The sequence below is a fragment of the Streptomyces sp. ISL-100 genome (genome assembly GCF_018614615.1).
In the GTDB taxonomy this organism is placed as follows: domain Bacteria; phylum Actinomycetota; class Actinomycetes; order Streptomycetales; family Streptomycetaceae; genus Streptomyces.
Map to the genome: position 1 here is coordinate 1 of NZ_JAGGOK010000129.1, position 17760 is coordinate 17760.

18 protein-coding genes and 3 pseudogenes are annotated in these 17760 nt (G+C 69.0%); 9 read left to right on the top strand and 12 right to left on the bottom strand.

All coding sequences use genetic code 11. The features are described 5' to 3' along the window. The first annotated feature begins 128 nt into the window (after window positions 1–128). Both J7E89_RS38495 and J7E89_RS38500 read left to right on the top strand, forming a co-directional pair. A complete protein-coding gene (locus tag J7E89_RS38495) occupies window positions 129–545 on the top strand; it encodes a hypothetical protein (RefSeq protein ID WP_214980898.1) in 417 nt (138 codons plus the stop codon). 29 nt (window positions 546–574) lie between these two features. Then, entirely contained in the window at window positions 575–1102 is a 528-nt protein-coding gene (locus J7E89_RS38500; RefSeq protein ID WP_214980900.1) for a hypothetical protein, read from the top strand. On the opposite strand, the gene J7E89_RS38505 is transcribed toward J7E89_RS38500, so the two are convergent. The 4 genes from J7E89_RS38505 to J7E89_RS38520 all read right to left on the bottom strand — a co-directional run bounded on the left by J7E89_RS38505 (window position 1077) and on the right by J7E89_RS38520 (window position 3845). Next, window positions 1077–1796 (bottom strand): GNAT family N-acetyltransferase, encoded by a 720-nt coding sequence (locus tag J7E89_RS38505; protein ID WP_214980902.1) that lies wholly within the window; start codon window positions 1794–1796, stop codon window positions 1077–1079. The two genes, J7E89_RS38500 and J7E89_RS38505, sit on opposite strands and share 26 nt — an antisense overlap. A gap of 81 nt (window positions 1797–1877) precedes the next feature. Continuing rightward, window positions 1878–2351, bottom strand: coding sequence for a DUF6166 domain-containing protein (locus tag J7E89_RS38510; RefSeq protein WP_214980904.1), 474 nt, complete (start codon window positions 2349–2351; stop codon window positions 1878–1880). An 81-nt stretch (window positions 2352–2432) separates the two neighbouring features. Next, the gene (gene mihF / locus J7E89_RS38515) at window positions 2433–2747 is read right to left on the bottom strand and encodes an integration host factor, actinobacterial type (RefSeq protein ID WP_214980906.1); all 315 of its coding nucleotides are present in this window, start codon (window positions 2745–2747) and stop codon (window positions 2433–2435) included. A 72-nt stretch (window positions 2748–2819) separates the two neighbouring features. Further along, the gene (locus tag J7E89_RS38520) at window positions 2820–3845 is read right to left on the bottom strand and encodes a recombinase family protein (protein WP_214980908.1); all 1026 of its coding nucleotides are present in this window, start codon (window positions 3843–3845) and stop codon (window positions 2820–2822) included. 194 nt (window positions 3846–4039) lie between these two features. On the opposite strand from J7E89_RS38520, the gene J7E89_RS38525 reads away from it, so the two are divergent. Beyond that, a complete protein-coding gene (locus tag J7E89_RS38525) occupies window positions 4040–4306 on the top strand; it encodes a hypothetical protein (RefSeq protein ID WP_214980910.1) in 267 nt (88 codons plus the stop codon). Window positions 4307–4469: 163 nt separating this feature from the next. Beyond that, complete coding sequence (locus tag J7E89_RS38530) at window positions 4470–4709, top strand: hypothetical protein (protein ID WP_214980912.1); 240 nt, start codon at window positions 4470–4472, stop codon at window positions 4707–4709. On the opposite strand, the gene J7E89_RS38535 is transcribed toward J7E89_RS38530, so the two are convergent. Then, on the bottom strand, window positions 4684–5826 hold the full coding sequence (locus J7E89_RS38535) for a DUF4158 domain-containing protein (RefSeq protein WP_214980914.1): 1143 nt from the start codon (window positions 5824–5826) through the stop codon (window positions 4684–4686). The genes J7E89_RS38530 and J7E89_RS38535 overlap by 26 nt on opposite strands. 166 nt (window positions 5827–5992) lie before the next feature. On the opposite strand from J7E89_RS38535, the gene J7E89_RS38540 reads away from it, so the two are divergent. The 5 genes from J7E89_RS38540 to J7E89_RS38560 all read left to right on the top strand — a co-directional run bounded on the left by J7E89_RS38540 (window position 5993) and on the right by J7E89_RS38560 (window position 10020). Then, entirely contained in the window at window positions 5993–6241 is a 249-nt protein-coding gene (locus tag J7E89_RS38540) for a hypothetical protein (RefSeq protein WP_214980916.1), read from the top strand. 251 nt (window positions 6242–6492) lie between these two features. Further along, the gene (locus J7E89_RS38545; protein ID WP_214980918.1) at window positions 6493–7287 is read left to right on the top strand and encodes a tRNA-dependent cyclodipeptide synthase; all 795 of its coding nucleotides are present in this window, start codon (window positions 6493–6495) and stop codon (window positions 7285–7287) included. Then, window positions 7269–8315 (top strand): squalene/phytoene synthase family protein, encoded by a 1047-nt coding sequence (locus J7E89_RS38550; RefSeq protein ID WP_214980920.1) that lies wholly within the window; start codon window positions 7269–7271, stop codon window positions 8313–8315. Before J7E89_RS38545 ends, J7E89_RS38550 begins: the two co-directional genes overlap by 19 nt. Window positions 8316–8362: 47 nt before the next feature. Further along, on the top strand, window positions 8363–9076 hold the full coding sequence (locus J7E89_RS38555; RefSeq protein ID WP_214980922.1) for an aspartate/glutamate racemase family protein: 714 nt from the start codon (window positions 8363–8365) through the stop codon (window positions 9074–9076). A gap of 59 nt (window positions 9077–9135) precedes the next feature. Next, a complete protein-coding gene (locus J7E89_RS38560) occupies window positions 9136–10020 on the top strand; it encodes a cyclopropane-fatty-acyl-phospholipid synthase family protein (RefSeq protein WP_214980924.1) in 885 nt (294 codons plus the stop codon). 231 nt (window positions 10021–10251) lie between these two features. Here the strand turns inward: J7E89_RS38560 and uppS are convergent. The 7 genes and pseudogenes from uppS to J7E89_RS38590 all read right to left on the bottom strand — a co-directional run. Beyond that, window positions 10252–10611 (bottom strand): annotated as a pseudogene (uppS, locus tag J7E89_RS41560) (polyprenyl diphosphate synthase); the annotation flags it as partial. Window positions 10612–10821: 210 nt separating this feature from the next. Continuing rightward, window positions 10822–11151 carry a hypothetical protein gene (locus tag J7E89_RS38570; protein ID WP_214980926.1) on the bottom strand — a complete coding sequence of 110 codons (330 nt, stop codon included), beginning with the start codon at window positions 11149–11151 and terminating at the stop codon, window positions 10822–10824. Continuing rightward, a pseudogene (locus J7E89_RS38575) lies at window positions 11129–11545 on the bottom strand (Tn3 family transposase); the annotation flags it as partial. The pseudogene J7E89_RS38575 and the gene J7E89_RS38570, both read right to left, overlap by 23 nt. A gap of 28 nt (window positions 11546–11573) precedes the next feature. Further along, a complete protein-coding gene (locus J7E89_RS41565) occupies window positions 11574–12701 on the bottom strand; it encodes a tyrosine-type recombinase/integrase (RefSeq protein WP_308315746.1) in 1128 nt (375 codons plus the stop codon). Next, window positions 12698–13789, bottom strand: a complete 1092-nt coding sequence (locus J7E89_RS41570; protein ID WP_251061666.1) for a hypothetical protein — start codon at window positions 13787–13789, stop codon at window positions 12698–12700. The genes J7E89_RS41565 and J7E89_RS41570 overlap by 4 nt, the downstream gene beginning before the upstream one ends. Further along, entirely contained in the window at window positions 13786–14892 is a 1107-nt protein-coding gene (locus J7E89_RS38585; RefSeq protein ID WP_251061667.1) for a site-specific integrase, read from the bottom strand. The genes J7E89_RS41570 and J7E89_RS38585 overlap by 4 nt, the downstream gene beginning before the upstream one ends. Before the next feature lie 28 nt (window positions 14893–14920). Further along, window positions 14921–17647, bottom strand: a pseudogene (locus J7E89_RS38590) (Tn3 family transposase); the annotation flags it as partial. Window positions 17648–17760 lie beyond the last annotated feature (113 nt).

The following is a 17760-nucleotide window of genomic DNA, read 5'->3' on the forward strand; positions in this document are numbered from 1 at the left end:
TGAGATTGATCTTGGTCGGCTAGCACACCGGCCACCCGATCACGCGACGTTGCGCTGATCCCGGGCAGCGGGCTGTGACCTGGGGCTAGGGTCGCCGGGTCTGTTGTCGTACGAGAAGGAAGTGCGCGATGCCCGAGCGGATCTGGCACCCCATCAGCAAGCTGGAGTTCTTCGTCGACCACACCCGCCGGTGGGCGGTCGACGTGCGGGAGAATCTGGAGACGCTGGAGGAGGCTCGGATCAAGCCGCACGTCCTGGCGGACAGCGACGTGGCGCGGATCAAGCGGGTCTACACCGAGCAGGCCGGCGACCTCGCCCTGTTCGAGGAGCAGGCGGAGAAGTGGGGCCAGCTCACCAACCTCAGCCCGTCGCGGCGGGCGAAGCTGACGACCCTGAATGAGCAGCTCGCAGGGCTGCGGGAGCTGAACAAGCAGGTCCTCGGTCTCGCCGACGAGCTCGCGAAGGGCACCATCGACACGGTGATGGCCGCCCCGGACGCGGAGCTGGGCCTGGCGGCACTGCTCGGTGAGCGGCCGGGCGCGTAGGAGTCCCCTCTTCCATGCAGGATGCCGCTATGCCAACTCCCCAGGATGTTCAGCAGGTCCGCGCCCGCCAGCAGCAGGAGGCCGAGGCGAGGAAGGCGCTCAAGGCCCAGCGGCGGGCGGAGAACGACCGTAACCGGGCGGCCAAGCTGGCGCGGCAGGCCCGCCTCGCGTTGCCGCCGGAGGAGCGGCTGGCGGCGCGGGCCGCGAGCATCGAGGCGAAGTGGGCGATGCCCGCAGCGGAGGTCTCCGCCGAGGAGGTCATGGCCGCGCAGCGGGCCGCGATGACCCGTATCGAAGTCGTCGAGGTCGTTCGGGAGATCACGGTGGAGGTGGTTGCCCCGCCGCTGCCCGCCGGCTCGTACACCGAGTGCGAGGTGTGTGTCGGGCGTGGGATGCGCGACCGGTACGGGCAGGTCCCGGCCGCGGCCGAGCGTCTGGCCCTGGTGGACGCGGCCGGAGTGGAGGTCGCGGTGATCGAGACCTGCCCGACGCATGTGCCGTACGTGGAGGCGACCGCACGGCGCCGGGGGTTCAGCGTCGCGGGCGCCAGCGGGTGAACATGCACTGGTCGTCGCCCGCGCCGAGCATGAAGGGCAGGGCCACGCGGTCGAGAGGGAAGCTCTGGCCGGGGGCGTGGACGGTGTAGCCGCACCGGGTGTAGAAGGCGGCCAGGTCGCGGTCGGTCTCGTACGAGCCGTACAGCAGGTAGTAGCCGAGCTGCTGGTAGACCTGCCAGGTCCGCTTGAGCAGGGTGGCGGCGATGCCCTGGCCGCGGGCGGGCTCGGCCACCGCCAGGCCGTGGATCTTGGCGATGAACAGGCTCTGGGCCATGGCTTGCGGGAGGGTGTACCCGCTCTTCACGGCGAGGTCGATGACGGTGCCGGGGGCGGTGGCGGACAGCACGCCGACGACGCGGTCCTGCTCGTTGGTGGCGACCAGCGTGAGGGAGACGGTGGTGAGCGCCTCGTTCATGGGCTGCCCGGTGAAGGCGATGGAGGCGGCGTCGTGGTACGCCGTCGTGCCGCCACCCAGTCCGGCGAGCATGGTGGAGGCCGCCGAGCCGTCCTCGAGGGCGGCGCGCAGTACCGGCATGAATGCCATTCCGTCGCCGGTGGTGGCCATCAGCGCGTCGGCCGCCTCGACGTCCTTGGGGCGGGCCAGGCGGATACGGGTACCTGCCGGGCCCTGCCAGCCTGCTCTCAGCCGGTCCGCAGACAGCGGCGGCGTCTTCTTGGTCGTGTGCTTGCTCATGGATGAACCCCCTTGGTGATGACGGCCGTGGGAACGGCAGTGGACCCCGGCGGAGGGCCGGGGTCCACTGCGTTGCCGGGATCAGACGTCGATGTCGACGAGCGGCGGCAATTGGCGGAGGGCGGCGGGCAGTTCGGTGATGCCGCGCTGGACGTACCAGCCGCGGGCCCAGCGCAGGACGGCGGCGCGGCCAAGGCGCCATTCGTCGCAGAACTGCGAGAGGAAGTCGGTGCAGAAGTCTTCGCGCAGGGCGACGAGGGTGTCGTCCTGCGGCCACTCGCTCATGGACAGGCCGGCCTTCTCCGGGGTGCCGAGATCGAGGGCGTCGGCCAGGACCGCCGCAGCGGTGCGGCTGGTGCCGCCGCCGTTGTAGCCCCAGCCGTAGCCGCCGAGTTCGTCCTCGTCCGTGGCTTTGAGCTCGCGCAGCACCTGCACGTTCTCGCGCTGGGTGGGCCCGTCCTCGGGCTTCTCGACCAGGAGGCGGGCGGGCTGCCACTCGTCCTCGTCGCTGCCGACTCCCTGGATGCCGTGGTACGTACGGTCCTCGTACGCCATCGTTGTGTCCCCTCCCGTTGATCGCTTCGCGGACGCGTCCACCCTGCCCGACCCCGGCGCGCGCCGACAGGGCGCGACCGGTCAGTCCTTGGGCGGGAAGAGCGCCAGGAGCCGGACGCGCTGGTTGGCGCCGAGGCCCTGGACGCGGCGGCTCTCGGAGATGCCGAGGTCGGCGAGGAGTTGGCCGGCGCGGACGGCGCCGATGCCGGGGAGCGATTCGAGGACACGCCGCACCCGGATCTTGCCGACCACGGTGTCCTCCCGGGCGAGCAGGTCCGTGAGCGGCAGGGTTCCCGCCTTCAACGCGGCCATCAGGTCGCCGCGTTCCTTACGGACGGCCTTCGCCTTCTGAAGTGCTTCGGCCCTCTGGGATGGGGTCAACGGAGGAAGTGCCATGGGGAACGGTCCTTTCACAAGGTGATCGAGATGACCATCCTGCCTCTGCCGTTGTGGCGCTGACCAGCAGGTTTACGAGGTTTCCACCGTCGGGACTTCCCCAGCGCCGGTGAGTGCGGGACGTGGCCGGGGGATGTCGTCGCTTTGGAGGGCGGCGAAGTCGGCGCGGGCCGCCTCGATGGCTTCGGGGTACGCGCGGGCCTTGGCGTGCTCGGTGAGGGCCCGGTAGATGCTGGCGACGGACGGGCTCTGTCCCTTGCGCTTGCCGGTGGGGATGATCAGGTCGGGCTGGATCTGCTCGACGGACTCGCCGTTCGCCTTCCGCCGCAGCACGGTGTGGAGCATGTCGTCGGTGATGACCGGGGGCCGGCCGCCGTGCTTGCCCTTGCGGGCCGCGGTGTCGAGCCCTTCCAGCGTCGATTCGCGGATGTTCTCCCGCTCGGTCTCGGCGATCGCGGCGAAGAAGCCGAACAGGAGCCTTCCCGGGCCGGTGGGGTCGTAGATGCCGGGCAGCGGTCCGGCGAGCATCTCCAGCACCAGGCCGTGCTCGGTCAGGTGATCGGCAAGGGCGGTGAGCTCTGCCGCGTCGCGCCCCAGCCTCTTCATCTCGTACACCGTGAACAGGACCCGGCAGTGCGGCGCGTGCGCCTTGATCTCCCGGGCGGTCTTCAGCGCCTCCTCGAAGGCGGGGCGGACCTTGATCCGGGTGCTGATCTTCTCGCTGAAGATCTTCTCTCGCTCGATGCCGTGCTTGGCGAGCGCGTCCAGCTGTGAGTCGAGTTCCTGCCCCAGCGCCGAGCAGCGGGCATAGCCGATGCGGATGTCCGCGCTCGGCAGGTTGGGGTCGATGGCCGCGGGGACCGGTTTGCCGGGCCGCCACGGCTGCCCGGGACCGCGGTCGGCCGGGGTCTGTACCCGCAGCTCTTTGTTGAGCTTGGGGACCTTGGTGAAGCGGCCGGTGTGGTAGGCGCTGGCGACCGCGCCGGAGCGCGAGCGGCACGGCGAGCCGGGGGCCGCCTTGCACTTCGGGCACGGATGGCGTTCGACGAGATCGGCTTCCGACGCGTCGGTCGGGGAAGGCTCTTGAGGGACCGTCACAACCCCGGATTTTCGCACAACCCAAGTCGCAGAACGACCCTCCCGGCACTCTTGAGTGAGAACGGCTTCTGCGAACCGATCCGGCTCTCGGCGGCCTCCGTGCGGCTCTATTTGATCTTGCTCGGGCAAGTGACCGTTTGTGAGAACCGAGTTCGGGGCCATCACCTCCCGGGCGGCCGGTAGTTATGTAGGACATGGAGCCCAACCCCGTCCCCGGCACTCTCTTCGAGGCGTTCACCGGCGTACCCGCCCCACGGGGCGACGCGGTCGCCGAGCCGATGAACATGGAAGTCGATGGAACCGTCTGCGACTTCTGTCCGACCGACCTCTTTGCCGAGGCCCCACCCGATCCGGTCGTGTGGGCCTTCCCCGCGGGTGAGGCCACGCGGTCGGCCGAACTCGGGACAGGCGGCTTCACCCTGAGCCTGCCCATCGCCTCCGGGGCTCTGGTACGCGTGTGAACGGTGCCGCCGCCACATCAAGGCGAACCGGTGGGCGGATCTGGCCCGCGAGTGCGGGTACCCCGAGGGCAGCAACGGGGCCGACACCTGGCAGAGCTTCCGCGTCGCGCGCCTTCCCGGCCCCGGCTACGCCTGGCCGCTGGTGCCGCACAAGCTGCCCACCGTGCACAAGCATGTCCGCGACGCCTGGGAGACAGGGAAGGTCGCCTTTGCCGATCACGTCCGCGAGCGACTGGAACGGGCCGCGCTGCTTCTGGAGATCGACGGGCACTGGTACGTGCGCTGCGGCGAGGACGGCGATGACGAGTGGCTGATGGGCACGGTGGACGAGGCCCTGGTGGCGCCGTTCAGCCTGTACCTGGACCGCAGTGTCCGGATCACCCTGCTCCCGGCTCAGCCGTAGCACGGCGTGCGGTTGACGGGCTCTGTCCCGCCAATGACAAGCTGCGGCGCGCCCTGCCTCCTGGCCGGTTGGCGCCACGGTGCGGGAGGGTGACCGACTCGCCGTCGAAGCCGACCGCATCCTTGGCCGCCTCCAGCACCTCACCCAGCACCGCGATCAGCCGCTCGGACTCCGCCCGGTGCCGCTCACGGATCTTCTCCAGATCCTCCTTGGCCTTCTTCGTGACCGAGGCCATGCGCTTGCACAGCATCGTCACCAGCTCGTCGCGGGCCCGCACCTTAGCCATATGCAGCAGACTCGCCAGCAGCGCACACCGCTTCACCACGCCGACCTTGGACATCTCGGCAGCGTCCAGCACCTTCGCCTGCCCGGCGAAGTGCTCCACCTTCCCCGGCGGCACCCCATCCAGCCACTTCGCCGTCGACCCCAGCAACTCCAGCCTGTCCAGGTGGGCCAGGTGCTCGCGCAGATGGGAAACCGTCGGCGCCTTCGCCGGCCGCTTCAGCTCGTCGAACCGGCTTCGCCCGCCGACAGGCACCCGCAGCAACCCCAGCAGCCGGGCCTGCTCGACCTCGTCCATCCGGGACACGATCCGCTCGAAGAAGTCCTCGTTGACCTCTTTGCGGATCTCCGCAGCCATCGCGTCGAGCGTGGTGTAGCCGGGCAGCTCCTGACGGGCCTTGACCAGCTTCTCCAGCGCCACGTTGATCAGGTCGGCCGGATTGTCCTTGGTCTGCACCGCCTCAAAGATCGCCGCAGCGGCGATCTCGCGGGCCTTCTCCTGGTCGTAGACCACACCGAGCCGCTCGCGCACAATCGTGCGGTGATGCCGCAGCGTACGGGCGGAGTCATGCGTGGGCTCCACTTCCTCGCCCACCCCCAGCAGACCCCGTACATGCCCGACCACCAGCGGCGGCACCTCGGCCAGATCCGGGAAGTAGCCCAGCTTCTGATAGCTCTTCAGCAGGACCACCAGCGCCAGCAGATGCTCCGGCGACCGCGCCTTGCCCCGCGCCCACGCCACCTCGGCCGTGCCGGGGGTGAACGACTCATGCAACTCGCGAGAAGAGATCGAGCGCTTGAAGCGCGGGTACGCGGTACGTTCCACCGAAGCCATGCACCGCATGATCCCGACGCGTCACCCAGACGGAGCACACGCGTTCCGCGCCCTACGGCCGGTAAACCCCCTCGTTACCTGGGAAGACATCCGGTGAGCCACTTCCAGGGCATCACCCAGACGGATCACCCTCACGGCTCTATTGCCTGTTTCTGGCGTATTCCGGTTGGCCTCCATCAACGACTTACCCGGCCTCGACCCCGAACACCACGATGCGCCCCGGGGATCAGCCGCTGCACCGCATCGACCCGCCGGCCTCCGCGCGACGTGGACGCCGCAGCTCACCGAGCACGAGATCGTGATCCTGCGCCTGCTGGCGCGCGGCCGCACCCACGTAGAGGTCGCGGCCCTGCTGAAGGTGCGCCCCGAGACCGCGGGCCCGGCGACCCGGCCGGGGACGAGGGCAGGCGGCTGACGGGGCTCGACGTGGTCAGCAGGGCGCCCGCACCGTCCACGAGGGCCGCGGCGGTGTTGTAGACGGCGAAGGGATAGCCGTCTGCTGTGGTGGGCTTTCCCATGCGGATTCATCCTGTTGTCGGCCGGTCACCATGGTCTCAGGGCCGGTGCCGTCGGGCCAGAACTGGCGCCACCATCGGTTCCATGCTGGAGTAGCGATGACTGCCACTTCGGGGATACCTCGGCAGAAGCTGCTTCGAAGGAGTACCGATGCGTGCGGACAGCAGCAAACGACCTCCGGATATCACCACCGAGAACATACCCGCCGACACGTCGGGAGAGTTCTCCGTCACCCCGATCACCGACAATTGCCGCCGGGTGTACGAGGAAGGGCGGCACATCGTCGTCGGAGTCAGTCACGGCAACTGCTATTTCAGCGTCAAACTACTCAGTGAGCTGCTGCGCTGGAGCCATGTCAGGTTCACCCGGGTCGATGTCGTCATCCCTGACATAGCACTTCGGGAGAACCTGCTGGTGCTGGGGCGGTCCGCCGAGTACGCGGAGCGCAAATCCCGGCAGGAGACCAACGCCGTGCGCAACCGCGTGGTGCGCGCACTGCTCGCGGCGCGGATCCCCCCCTCCAGCGCGCCCCATGTCCATCTCCTGTCGGACCTGGTGGGCGGCTCCGTCTACCGCGCCCTGCGCGAACGCGCCGAAGCGGCGCTGCACCAGGACGGGGAGATCCGGCGGGCCTGCCTGCGGATGAGCCGACTCGCGCTGGGCAAGTACCTCGGCGGTGCCGCACCGACGGAGGACCAGGTCCGGGCGGGAATCCGTTATCCACTGGCCGAACTGCCGTTCTTTCTCGGGTCTTCCCAGATATTCGGTGTGCCGTCCTCCCTGTGCTTTTACCACAAGCCGATCCCGCTCGCTGACATCCTGTTCTCAAGGAAGACGGATCTGGCTCCTGCCCCGGGCCAGGGATACGCGGTCATCCGCCCGTCACGCCGCCCTTCCGGACCGGCGTCCCGATTCCAGGAGAGCGCATGCACGCGCGCGAACTGACCGCCGCGGGTCTGCACGACAGGCGACTCGCCGACGCCTATACCTGCTGCGGGCAGTACCTCTCCCGGCGGAACTCCGCGGCATATCCGATGGCACGCCTCCTGCTGCCACCGGGAAAGCGCCCGTACTGGGACGCCGTTCTCGCCTTCTCCACATACGTGGACGATCTCATCGACGACCAGGCGAAGCCCACCGCGGAGCGGCTTGCCCAGTACGACGCCTACGTACAGAAGTTCCTCGGCCTCCTGGCCGGAGAGCGCGACTGGCCGCGACAGCCAGGAACAGCGCGGGACCGGACTGGGCTCCAATTGGCCCTCGCGTTCCGTCATTTCACCCGCACGTGGAATATACCCACCCGGTCCGTCCACCGGTTCCTGACAACGATCCGCACCGATCTGTGGGTCACCGAGTACCCCCGGTACGCGGACCTCGCGGAGTACATCGACGGGGTCTGCGGACAGGGCACGATCTGGGGCAACGCCTTGCTCGAGCCGCAGAACGAGGAGGCCGACAGCCGGGCGGTCGCCGCCAGCTTCGGGCTCCAGCTCACCGACTACCTGCGAGACCTGCGCGAAGACCTCGCCGACGGGCGCCTCTACCTGCCGGTTGAGGACCTGCGGGAATTCGGCCTGAGCCGCGCGGAGGTGGAACAGGCCGCGCGGGACCGGCGCATGACCCCGCCGCTGCGGGAGCTGGTGGAGTTCCAGACCCGGCGCGCCCGGCGGTGCTTCGCCGAGGCCGCCGACTGGTGGCGGCTGGTGCATCCCTCCGCCCAGGAGCTGCCACGGCAGTACGTACGCCTCGGCCGGATCTCCCTGGAGCAGATCCAGCGGTCCGGCCACGACATCTTCCACCCCCGCCCGCGGGCCCGCCTGTCCTGCGCCACGGCGTCCTGTGCCGGCTTCACCCTCGGCTACGTCCGGGCCACCGCCGGCCGCCGGACCGGCCGCCGGACCGCCGGACCGCGGCCGGCCCCCCGACCGCAGCCGCCGCGCACGCCGGTGTCCCAGCGCCCCGACCGGCCCTGAACGGCAGCCGGACCGCACCACGCCAAGCAGCGCAGAACGGAGACACCATGCGTCTCACCGTGGTCATGCCCGGCAGCTCCGACCACCTCGACCTGTTCCGGCAGGAGTGCGAGCAATGGGTCGGCGATGACACGAAGCTGGAGGTCGCCGCGGTCGGCGAAGCCGCATCGGTCGCCTCCCGGTACGAGATGGCCATGGCCGCCCCCGTGCTCCTGGCCGAGGTCACCCGGGCGGCGGACGCCGGGAGCGACGGGGTGTTCATCGCCTGCGCCGGAGACCCGGCGGTGCACGCGGCACGCGAGGTGGTGGACATCCCCGTCATGGGCGGCTTCCAGCCCGCACTGCTCACCGCGCTGTCACTGGGCCACCGGGTGGGCGTCATCAGTGTGCTGCCCAGTGTCGTACCGATCTTCCACGAGCTGATCCGCCACGACGGACTCAGCGAACGCTGCCGGTCGGTGAGGGTGATCAACACCCCCGAGCTCTCGCTGCACGACCAGGACACCCTGGTGGACCACCTGTTCACCCAGGCATCCGAGGCAGTGGCCGCCGGGGAGGCGGACTCTCTCGTGCTCGGCTGCACCGGGTTCCTGGGCGCCGCGGCCCTCCTTCAGGACCGCCTGGCCGCCCATGGCCCCTACGTACCGGTCGTCGACCCCACTGGCGCGGCGCTGCTCGCCCTGCACACCGCCGTGCGCCTCGGACTCCGGAGCAGCCGCACCACCTATGCGCCGCCGCCGGTGATGACCTGGCACCGGTGACGACCCGGCACAAGCGGCGACCTCGCACCGGTGAACGCGACACCAGAAAGGGACGCGCAGTGACCGCACCGGCCCCACGGACCACAGCGGCCGCGGTGACCCCACCGGTCGAGGGCACCGTCAACGAGGCCGATGCCGGCGCCTTTTACGCGGCCGTCGCCGACTTCTGCGCCACCGCGGCAGGCACCGCGGCTCTGCACAAGGGGTACTTCCACGGCCCTGAGGATCCGGCATCCCTGGCAGAGGGAGCCGACCGCCTCACCCGCCTCGCCGGAGACCGGCTCGGGCTCGCCCCCGGTGACCGGCTGCTGGACATCGGCTGCGGCACGGGTCAGCCCGCGCTGCTCCTCGCCGCGGAGACCGGCTGCTCCGTGACCGGCGTCGATACCAGCGAGGCCCTGGTGCGCGCCGCCCGGCATCGGGCCGCACAGACGGAGAACGCCGAGGCGGCGGCCTTCCATCAGGGCTGTGTCACCGCGCTGCCGTTCCCGGCCGACGGGTTCGACCAGGTGCTGATGGTGGAGGTGGCCAGTCACCTGCCGCACGGCGTGCTCCCCTGCGCGAAGACCAGGGCGCTGGCGGAGGCCGCCCGTGTGCTCCGACCCGGAGGACGCCTCCTGCTCGCCGACCTGGTCCTGCTCTCCCGGTCAGGACGTCAGGACGGCGAACTCACCGCAGCGCCGTCCGTGCATCTGGCGACACCGGAACACCACCTTGAACTGCTGGACGCCGCGGGGTTCGACGTGCTCCACGTCGACGACCTGACCGAGCGGGTGCGCCCCACCGGCCACAAGACCCTTCAGGCCATTCACCAACGCCGGGACCGGCTTCTCAAGGCCCATGGGCCCGCGATCGCCGAGCGGATGACGGTGCTGGTGGAACAACTGGCGGCGGCGGACCGACACGTCGGCTATCACATGATCACCGCCTCGGTTCGCGACTGACGCATCCGGTCACCAGGGGCGTGGTTGCGCCGTCGGTGCCGGCGCGGCGCCGATCGGGACATGCGCGGGTGGCCGGTCGAAATGGGATTTGGCGTAGCGGGCGGTGTCGCACAAGCCGGTGATCAGGTGCATGCCCAGCCGGGTGGCGATGCCGCCGGACAGGGTGACCACGCTGGACAGGGACGGCAGGCCGGCACCGATACCGCCCGGCAACGGCGGTTCGGGGGAGCGGGGGGCGGGGATCGGCGCCGTCGTCCCGCCGAACCGGCGCCGCCGCTGGGCGTACACCTCAAGGGCCTGCCTGAAGTGCTCGGCGCGGAAGTCCGGCCACAGCACCTCGGGGAAGACGAATTCGGCGTAGGCGCACCGCCACAGCGCGAAATTGGACAACCGGAACTCCCCGGAGGTGCGGATGACGAGGTCGACGTCCGGCAGATCGGGGTGCTGGAGGTGCTGGGCGAAGCTCTCCTCGGTCACCTCCTCGGCGGGCACCTGCTGTTCGACGAGGGTGCGCGCCGCGCGCACGATCTCGGCGCGGCCTCCGTGGTTCACCGCCACCGTCAGGGTCATCGCGCTGTTGTCACGCGTGAGGTGCTCGGCGTAGTTGCCGCGGGCAAGGCCGCCGTGTTCGTCACGCACAACTTGAGAACGCCCGGATCGCGGACCGCATCATCGTTCTCGACCAGGGCCGCATTGCCGAGTCCGATACGTTCGAGGCGCTCCTGGATGCGGGCGGAATCTTCGCTGAACTGTACAAACTCTCTCAGGACCGGTGATCGCGAAAGCCAGGCGCGCGGCAGCTTATTCGGTGGTGCCGCTCAGGAGCGCCTGAAGGTCCGCGTCCGTCATCCCCATGGCCACCAAGAGCGCGCGGATCTCACTGGCATGTCCCTGGAGCAGGTCGCACATCTCGACCAGGGCGGTCGTGGAAGGGCAGGACTCGGCTCCATGCAGCTTCCTCCTGGCGGCGAGCAGGTGGAGCGTCGCCATCGCCAGTTCGTGGCACACGTCGCTGTTGGACTTCCTCGAACCGCACATCGCCATGCCGTGCTCAACGAGCTGGCGCCGCCCAAGTGCCGCCGCAGCACGGCCGCGGCGGCCCCCGGGTTCATTCGTCGGTGCCGTCGTCATCGTCGTCGAGGTCGGGCGCGTCCGGATCACGCAGTGGCCGTAGTCCGTTGACTGGCTGGGAGGCGGTGAAGTTGTAGCGGCCCAGGACGTTCAAGTTCTTGTGCTTGAGCGGCGAGAGCCGGGCGATGTCCTCGTCCTTGATGTCGTGGCCCTCGGCTCGGAGCTGGGCGACCGCGGCGTCGATGTAGCGCGTCGTCCAGAGCACCACGGCGTTCAGGACCAGGCCGAGCGCGCCGAGTTGGTCCTCCATGCCGTCCCGGTATGCCTGGTGGATGGTGCCCTTCTTGCCGTGGCAGATGTCCCGGGCAAGCTTGTGGCGGGACTCCTGGACGGTGAGTTGCTTGTGCATCTGGCGGCGGTAGGTGTCGTCCATCGGGTCGACGACGGCGAGCATTCTGTGGAATCAAATTTGTCAAGTAACTTCAGCTTTTGCCCTGGTTGACCTCGACGATCGGCAGTAGGGAAGCCGACGACGGAATGCTGAGTTCCCGCGCCGTGGGACCTGATGGCGTTGGCACATCGGCGAGGCGGTCGAGCAGTTGGTCGAGGGCGCCCTGGCCGTCGTCGACGGCGGCGCGTTCTTCGTCGCTGAGCGGCATGTTGGCGACCATGCGCTGCAGGTTGTCCTTGGCCTCCAGCAACTGGGCCTTGCTCGACCCCTTCGGCGTGTAGAAGTCGCAGCGGGCGCAGGCCATGCGGTGCGGGCACTGTTCGAAGAACGTGTAGGTGCAGTATCCGTGTCCGAGGTCATAGTGCTGCCAGGGCTCTCCGGCGGCGGCAGCGCCGGAGACGACGGCGTCCCGGTCGACGAGCACCTCGACCGTGCGCACGTTGCGTGCGAAGTACCCGGCGTCGTCGTACGCCTTCGCCAGCGTCGTCGGCATGATCTTCGCGTAATGCTGCGTGGCCGCCGGTGTGCGGTGTCCGAGCCAAGCCATCAGCTCGAACAAGGTCATCGGCTCCTTGGCGTTATAGAGCTGTGTCGCGATCGTAGAGCGAGCCCGGTGACTGGTGATCTGGCCGACCACGTCGCTGGTCGGGACACCAGCCTTGCGGCAGAGCACCGGGATGACCGTGAGGTTGATGTAGGTCCTGCTGACCACTCTGGCCCGGTAGGCGAACAGGAAGTCGACGCGTTCGGCCGTCTTGCGGTCGAGCATCTGCGGCTGGACCGGCCGCAGGGCCTGCCACGCCTCGACAGCACGGCCGAGGATCGGATCGACGGGCTTGGTGAATGCCGTCCCCGTCTTGTGGGTCGGTATGTCGAGCAGACAGACGGCGTCCTTCGCGAGCACGTCGCCGGGCCGCCCGGGGACGGCCACGTCCTCACGCTGCCAGCGGACACAGCCGACCCGCAGCCGGGCTATTTCATCGCTGCGTTGCCCGCTGAAGAGCCAGGTCAGAGTGATAGCGCGGATCAGCTCGATGGGGTATGCCTGCCCGGACTTGGGCGGCACGTCAGCGGGCTCAAGGTTCAGCCCGGCCCACAGCAGCTTGGCCCAGATGTCATCGGCGATCACTCGCGGGTTGGGGGCTATCAGCGCCTTCACGCTTTCGGAGACAGCGGCTCGCCAAGGCGGCTGGCCACGACGATGCTGCGCTGGATGAACTCGCCGATCAGCATCCGGTCGACGCGGGCGACCCAGGCAGCGCACGTCGCCCGGCTCCAGTCGGCCGGCCCGGCGATCTCGGGCTGTTCTTCGGCCAACCACCGCCCGGCCTTGGTCAGTTGCCCGTAGTAGTTCTGCCGGACGCGCGGGGTGAGGGTTGAGGTCGCCGCCCATTTCTCGACCCAGGTCAGCCAGTCCGCAGCGGCCCCTTCTATCTCGTGTCGCTGGCCACCAGTGGCGGGTGGGGGCGCATCGGCGTGCCCGAGGGCGGCCACGGCGCGGTGTATGCCGTAGAGCGTGGACCGACCCCACGGTCCGATCGCCGGGTGGTCACGCAGAGCGGTGAGCACTTCGGTGGACAGGTCTTCCAGGCGCGGACTGCCGTTGACCAGCAGCACTTGCGTGATGATTGCGTGCAGTTTGTTCTCGGCATCCCTCTTCGCGGTCTGATAGCCCCAGCCGTTCAGTACGGCCAGGATCGAGCCGAGCGTGGCTTCGATCTCGGTGCTGCCGAACACTCTCCGTGCCACCGAGAGGCGCCGGAACTTGCCGAGCCGGTGAAAGTCGGTGAACCCGGCCAGCAGGTAGGCGTAGGAGGCCACGTAAGGCCGGCTTGTCCCGTCGATCCACCTGGGCCAGGGCTGAGTGAAGGACTTCGTGCTGGTCCCGATCAGGTTCGCCCAGGTCTGCGGTGTCCACTCCCAGAAGGCCGACCTGGTCCGCGCGCAGGTCCACAGGATCAGGCCGATGGCGTCGTCCGAGGTCCGTCGGTGCAGCCGCTCGTCGGGCATCTCCAGCACGGCGCGGGCATCGTCCAGCGGACGCAGCAGCCGTCCGATGCGTCGCCAGGCGATGTTCTCCCGCTGGTAGCCGCGCTGTCGTCGCACGTCCCAGCCCAGGGAGTCCAGGGCCTTCGCCTCGGCACGGGTCAGCGGTGAACGGTCGTAGGACGCCGGGACGACAGGCCACGTCCACGTGGACGGTGGGGCTTCGACTTCGGTCGTGAAGGCGAGCGGCGCCTGGTTCACTTCCAGCCTGCCGACACCAAGTCCGGCCCGAGCATGGCCAGTTTCTCGACCCGCCAGGCGTGGATCTGGTCCATGCCGCGCTGCAGCTTCTCCGCGAGGTCCCGGCCGGACAGGTGGATGTACTGCATCGTGGACTCGGTCGACCGGTGGCCGGCGAAGGTCGCGATCGCGTGCAGCTCCCACCCCATGCGGGCGAGGTCGGTCAAGCACAAGTGCCTGGTCGTGTGGGTGGAGAACCTCGGCAAATCGGCAGCCAGCGCGAGCCGCCGGACGACCTTCGACCAAGTCCACAAGGTCAGGGGCTGGGCGTGATTGCGCCGGGACTCCGACAGGAACAGCGGCCCGCGCGCTCGACTGATCGTCGCCCGATGCGCCAGGTAGCCCGACAACAGGACCCCGGTCGTGGCGGAGTACGGCACGACGCGCTCCAGCCGGTTCTTCGTCGCCTCGGCCCTCACCCGCAGCGTCCGGCGGCCCGGATCGAGGTCATCGGTCCGCAAGGAACACAGCTCCTCGCGCCGTAGTGCGGCGTCGTAGGCCAGTGCGAGCATCACGCGGTTGCGGACCGGCTCGTCCCGGGCCACGGTCAGGACGTCCAGCCACTGCTGGTCGCTGGGTATCCAGGGGAGCTTCGTCAGGCGCGGCACCAGTCCGCGCTGGTGGCCTCCGAAGCGGTTCCCCGGCGTGTACCTACCGCGGCCGACCGGGTTGGACTCACGCAGGCCCTCCTCCATGAGGAAGTCGTAGAACAGCCGTACCGGCACCAGCCGCTGCTGCAGCGTCGCGTTCGCCAGCCCCGCCCCCGAGTCAAGTGACACCACATTGGTCCCGCGCTTGCTGGGGCGGGTCGACAACTCCCGTACGTACTTCGCCAGATGCGCGCGGTTCGCCCTGAGTGGGTCGACGGCTTCGCGGTCGCAGACCTCCAGGTACTCGGCCAGTCCGCGGGCGTAGGCGTCGATCGTCCGGGGCGCCCGCCCGAGGTCGGTCCATATCTGCAACCACTCGGCAGCCCGATCGTGCCGTGCAATGACGGGCCACTTCTCCAGCACCTTCGTACTCAACAACGCTCCCAAGTTCGTGGTGAGGCCGGAGAGGAACATGATCCTCCCCGGCCAGATTCCACGTAACTAATAGGTGCAGGGTCTTGGCGATCCGCCCGTACTCGATGAACGCGGCCCCCAGCGGGTTCGGGCGGCGCTCGGCGCCGAACATCCGCAGCAGGTCGTAGGCGCGCACCTGGTTGGTGACCAGGGAGCCGGCCACCTTGAGCATGTCCGGCCAGGCGGTGAGCACCTTCTTCACGTTCACCTTGTTCCGGGCGATCGCCTCCAGCGGCCCGTACCCGCCGAGCGCCTCACCGTCGGGCATCTGGGCCGTCCAGAACCTCTGGTCCTCCAGGTCCTTGAAGCGCGGGGAGAAGCGGTAGCCGAGCATCTTGAAGATGCCGAACACCATGTCGGAGTAGGAGGCGTTGTCGGTGGCGACCATCTCCGGCTTCACTCCGCCGTCCAGGTTCAGCAGCGCGTCCAGGATGAACAGGGAGTCGCGCGGGGTACCGGGCACCACCATCTGCCCGATGCCGATCACCTGGTCATTGATCGCGTTCAGCCAGGTGATGCCCTTCTTCTTCGCGAAGTACTTGGGGCTCGGGGCCGTGCTGATGCTGCGGACGGGGACGACGAAGCGCAGGCCGTCGACGGAGGCGAGCAGTCCCTGGCCCCAGTGCTTGACGATCGGCACCTGCGCCTGGGCCTCGATCAGGGCGGCGTTCGCCGCGGCGATGGTGTCGGCGCGCAGGTAGTACTGGTCGACGTGGACCAGGCGGGAGCGGGTGAGTGCCTCGTAGTTCGGGTTGATGACCGGGGTCATGCCGATGTTGCACGCCTCGCTCACCAGCAGCGCGACCATCGAGGTGGTGAGGTCCTTCATGCGGGTCTTGCCGTCGCCCAGGTGCACGAAGGCGTCCAGGAACCCGGTCCAGTCGTGCACCTCGAACAGCAGGTCCGGCAGGTCGATCTTCGGGAGCATCTTCTCGACCCGTTTGCGGAGCCAGTCCAGCGACTTCGGCTCGCTGAGCGCGTGGAGCTTCTCCACGTTCAGCTTCGCGCGGCCGTTGGGCTGCACCTCGATGCTGATCTTCGCGTCGTCGCCGGCCTCTTTGAGGCGTTCGGCCATCTGCTTCCACGTCCCGTCCAGCACCTCGATCAACTCCTTGAGGTGCTCCTCGGCGTCCTCGGTAAGGCTCAGGCCCACCAGGACGTCCTCCCGCACCGCCTCCCAGCCCTTGCCCTGCAAGAGGCGGGCGCGCGGGTCGGACCAGCGGTGCGAGGGAGAGGCGTAGATGCCCCGGCGCTTGAGGGCGTGGAAGAGCTGTTCCAGCACGCACACCACGTACGCGTCCCGGTCGACGGCCCCCTCGGGCAGCTCGGCGTTCGCGTACACCGCCTTGCGCCAGTGCGGCGGCACCAGCTTGTCGTCGATCTCCCTGGGCAGCAGCGGCTTCTCGCTCACCTTCCGCCGGGACAGGACCGGCAGGCGCTTCACCCCGGTCAGAATGCGCATCCCGCCGGTCGCCGCCCCCAATGCGGAGGTCTCGCCCAGCAGGGACAGGAACGGCTTGACGGTGTTGTAGCGCAACGCCAGCGCCCCGCGCAACGCGGTCTCCGCCGCGTCGTCGCCCTCCGGCACCAGGCTCACCACCATGGCGGCCGCGCTGGACAGCGCCGCCCTGGGCGCGACCTCCTCCAGCGCCCGCCACAGCGCCTTCACATCCACATCACAGCCGGTCTCTTCGACGAGCTCCAGCTCCTCGATGAACACCTTCGCCGCCCTGGCCACCAGCCGCGAGGACTTCTCCAACTGCGGCAGGGTCGACAGGCGCTGCTTGTCGGCTGACCGCTTCGCCGTGCTGATCAGCCGCGTGGCCATCAGGATCTCGAACAGGTCCAGCGCGTCATCGATCGCCTTCGCCTCCAGGTGGCGCATCACCGCGGTGAGCATCGCCGTGCGCTTGGGCTCCGACGTCCGCTCCAGCTTCGGCGCCTTCGTGCCCAGCCCGTACCGGGCCAGCGCCGCCAGCCGGTTCGGCGGGATCTTGTCCAGCTTCAGGCGCCCCAGCTGGAAGCCGGCGATGTCATCGACCCGCTGCAACGCACCCTTCATCGCGGTGCCCGTGGTCCGCGTCGGAGGCCGGCGCATCCGCTCCAGCTCCGAATACCGCTTGCCCTCCGGCGTCTTCAGCGTCGCCACCAGATCCCCGGGCAGCGCCGCATCCGCTCGCCAGGCCGCCTTCGCCACCGTGGCATGCAGCCGCTTGTCCGCAATCCCGCGGACCTCGGCGACCTGCCGTGCGAGCACCGAAACCCCGGGCAGCAGCACCCGGTTCTTGCGCAGCCAGCCCACCGCATGATCGAACAACGCCTTCGGCCCCTCGGCGTGCGCCGTCCAGGCCCGCCCGTGCAGGAACGCCCGGAACTTCCGGCCCCACTCGTGGTCCTCGTACAGGTGGTAGCCGTACGCCTCACGGATCTCCCACGCATGGTCGTAGACCGTCTGCCGCCGGTCCGTGTACCGCTTCACACACGAGGCATCCTCGATGCCCAGCTGCCCGGCCAGGTGCTCCACCACCGACCACGGCACGTCGAGGGGGTCCTCACCCAGGAACAGGCCCACATACCGCACCGTGCACATCTGGAGGGCGAACCCCAGCTGATGGTGCTGCGTACGCCGCAGCGCGATCAGATCCCGGTCCACGTCGTCCAGGAAGAAGAACCGCTCCAGTTCGGGCTGCGTCGGCTCCTCGGCGAACTTCCCGTACGCCTCAGCTTGCTCATCAGTTAAGAACTCCACTGGCATACGGCGGACGTAACCACCTGCCCGCGAGCGACTGTGGATCTTTCAGCGAACATCCGTACGCAACAGATCACTTGTGCTAAAGGGTCACGGCGAGCCGACCAAGATCAATCTCA

Excerpts from the sequence above, each read along its gene's own strand:
- J7E89_RS38495 (WP_214980898.1), top strand. The coding sequence starts at position 129 with ATGCCCGAGCGGATCTGGCACCCCATCAGCAAGCTGGAGTTCTTCGTC.
- J7E89_RS38500 (WP_214980900.1), top strand. The coding sequence starts at position 575 with ATGCCAACTCCCCAGGATGTTCAGCAGGTCCGCGCCCGCCAGCAGCAG.
- J7E89_RS38505 (WP_214980902.1), bottom strand. The coding sequence starts at position 1,796 with ATGAGCAAGCACACGACCAAGAAGACGCCGCCGCTGTCTGCGGACCGG.
- J7E89_RS38510 (WP_214980904.1), bottom strand. The coding sequence starts at position 2,351 with ATGGCGTACGAGGACCGTACGTACCACGGCATCCAGGGAGTCGGCAGC.
- mihF (WP_214980906.1), bottom strand. The coding sequence starts at position 2,747 with ATGGCACTTCCTCCGTTGACCCCATCCCAGAGGGCCGAAGCACTTCAG.
- J7E89_RS38525 (WP_214980910.1), top strand. The coding sequence starts at position 4,040 with ATGGAGCCCAACCCCGTCCCCGGCACTCTCTTCGAGGCGTTCACCGGC.
- J7E89_RS38535 (WP_214980914.1), bottom strand. The coding sequence starts at position 5,826 with ATGGCTTCGGTGGAACGTACCGCGTACCCGCGCTTCAAGCGCTCGATC.
- J7E89_RS38545 (WP_214980918.1), top strand. The coding sequence starts at position 6,493 with ATGCGTGCGGACAGCAGCAAACGACCTCCGGATATCACCACCGAGAAC.
- J7E89_RS38550 (WP_214980920.1), top strand. The coding sequence starts at position 7,269 with ATGCACGCGCGCGAACTGACCGCCGCGGGTCTGCACGACAGGCGACTC.
- J7E89_RS38555 (WP_214980922.1), top strand. The coding sequence starts at position 8,363 with ATGCGTCTCACCGTGGTCATGCCCGGCAGCTCCGACCACCTCGACCTG.
- J7E89_RS38570 (WP_214980926.1), bottom strand. The coding sequence starts at position 11,151 with ATGACGACGGCACCGACGAATGAACCCGGGGGCCGCCGCGGCCGTGCT.
- J7E89_RS38585 (WP_251061667.1), bottom strand. The coding sequence starts at position 14,892 with ATGTTCCTCTCCGGCCTCACCACGAACTTGGGAGCGTTGTTGAGTACG.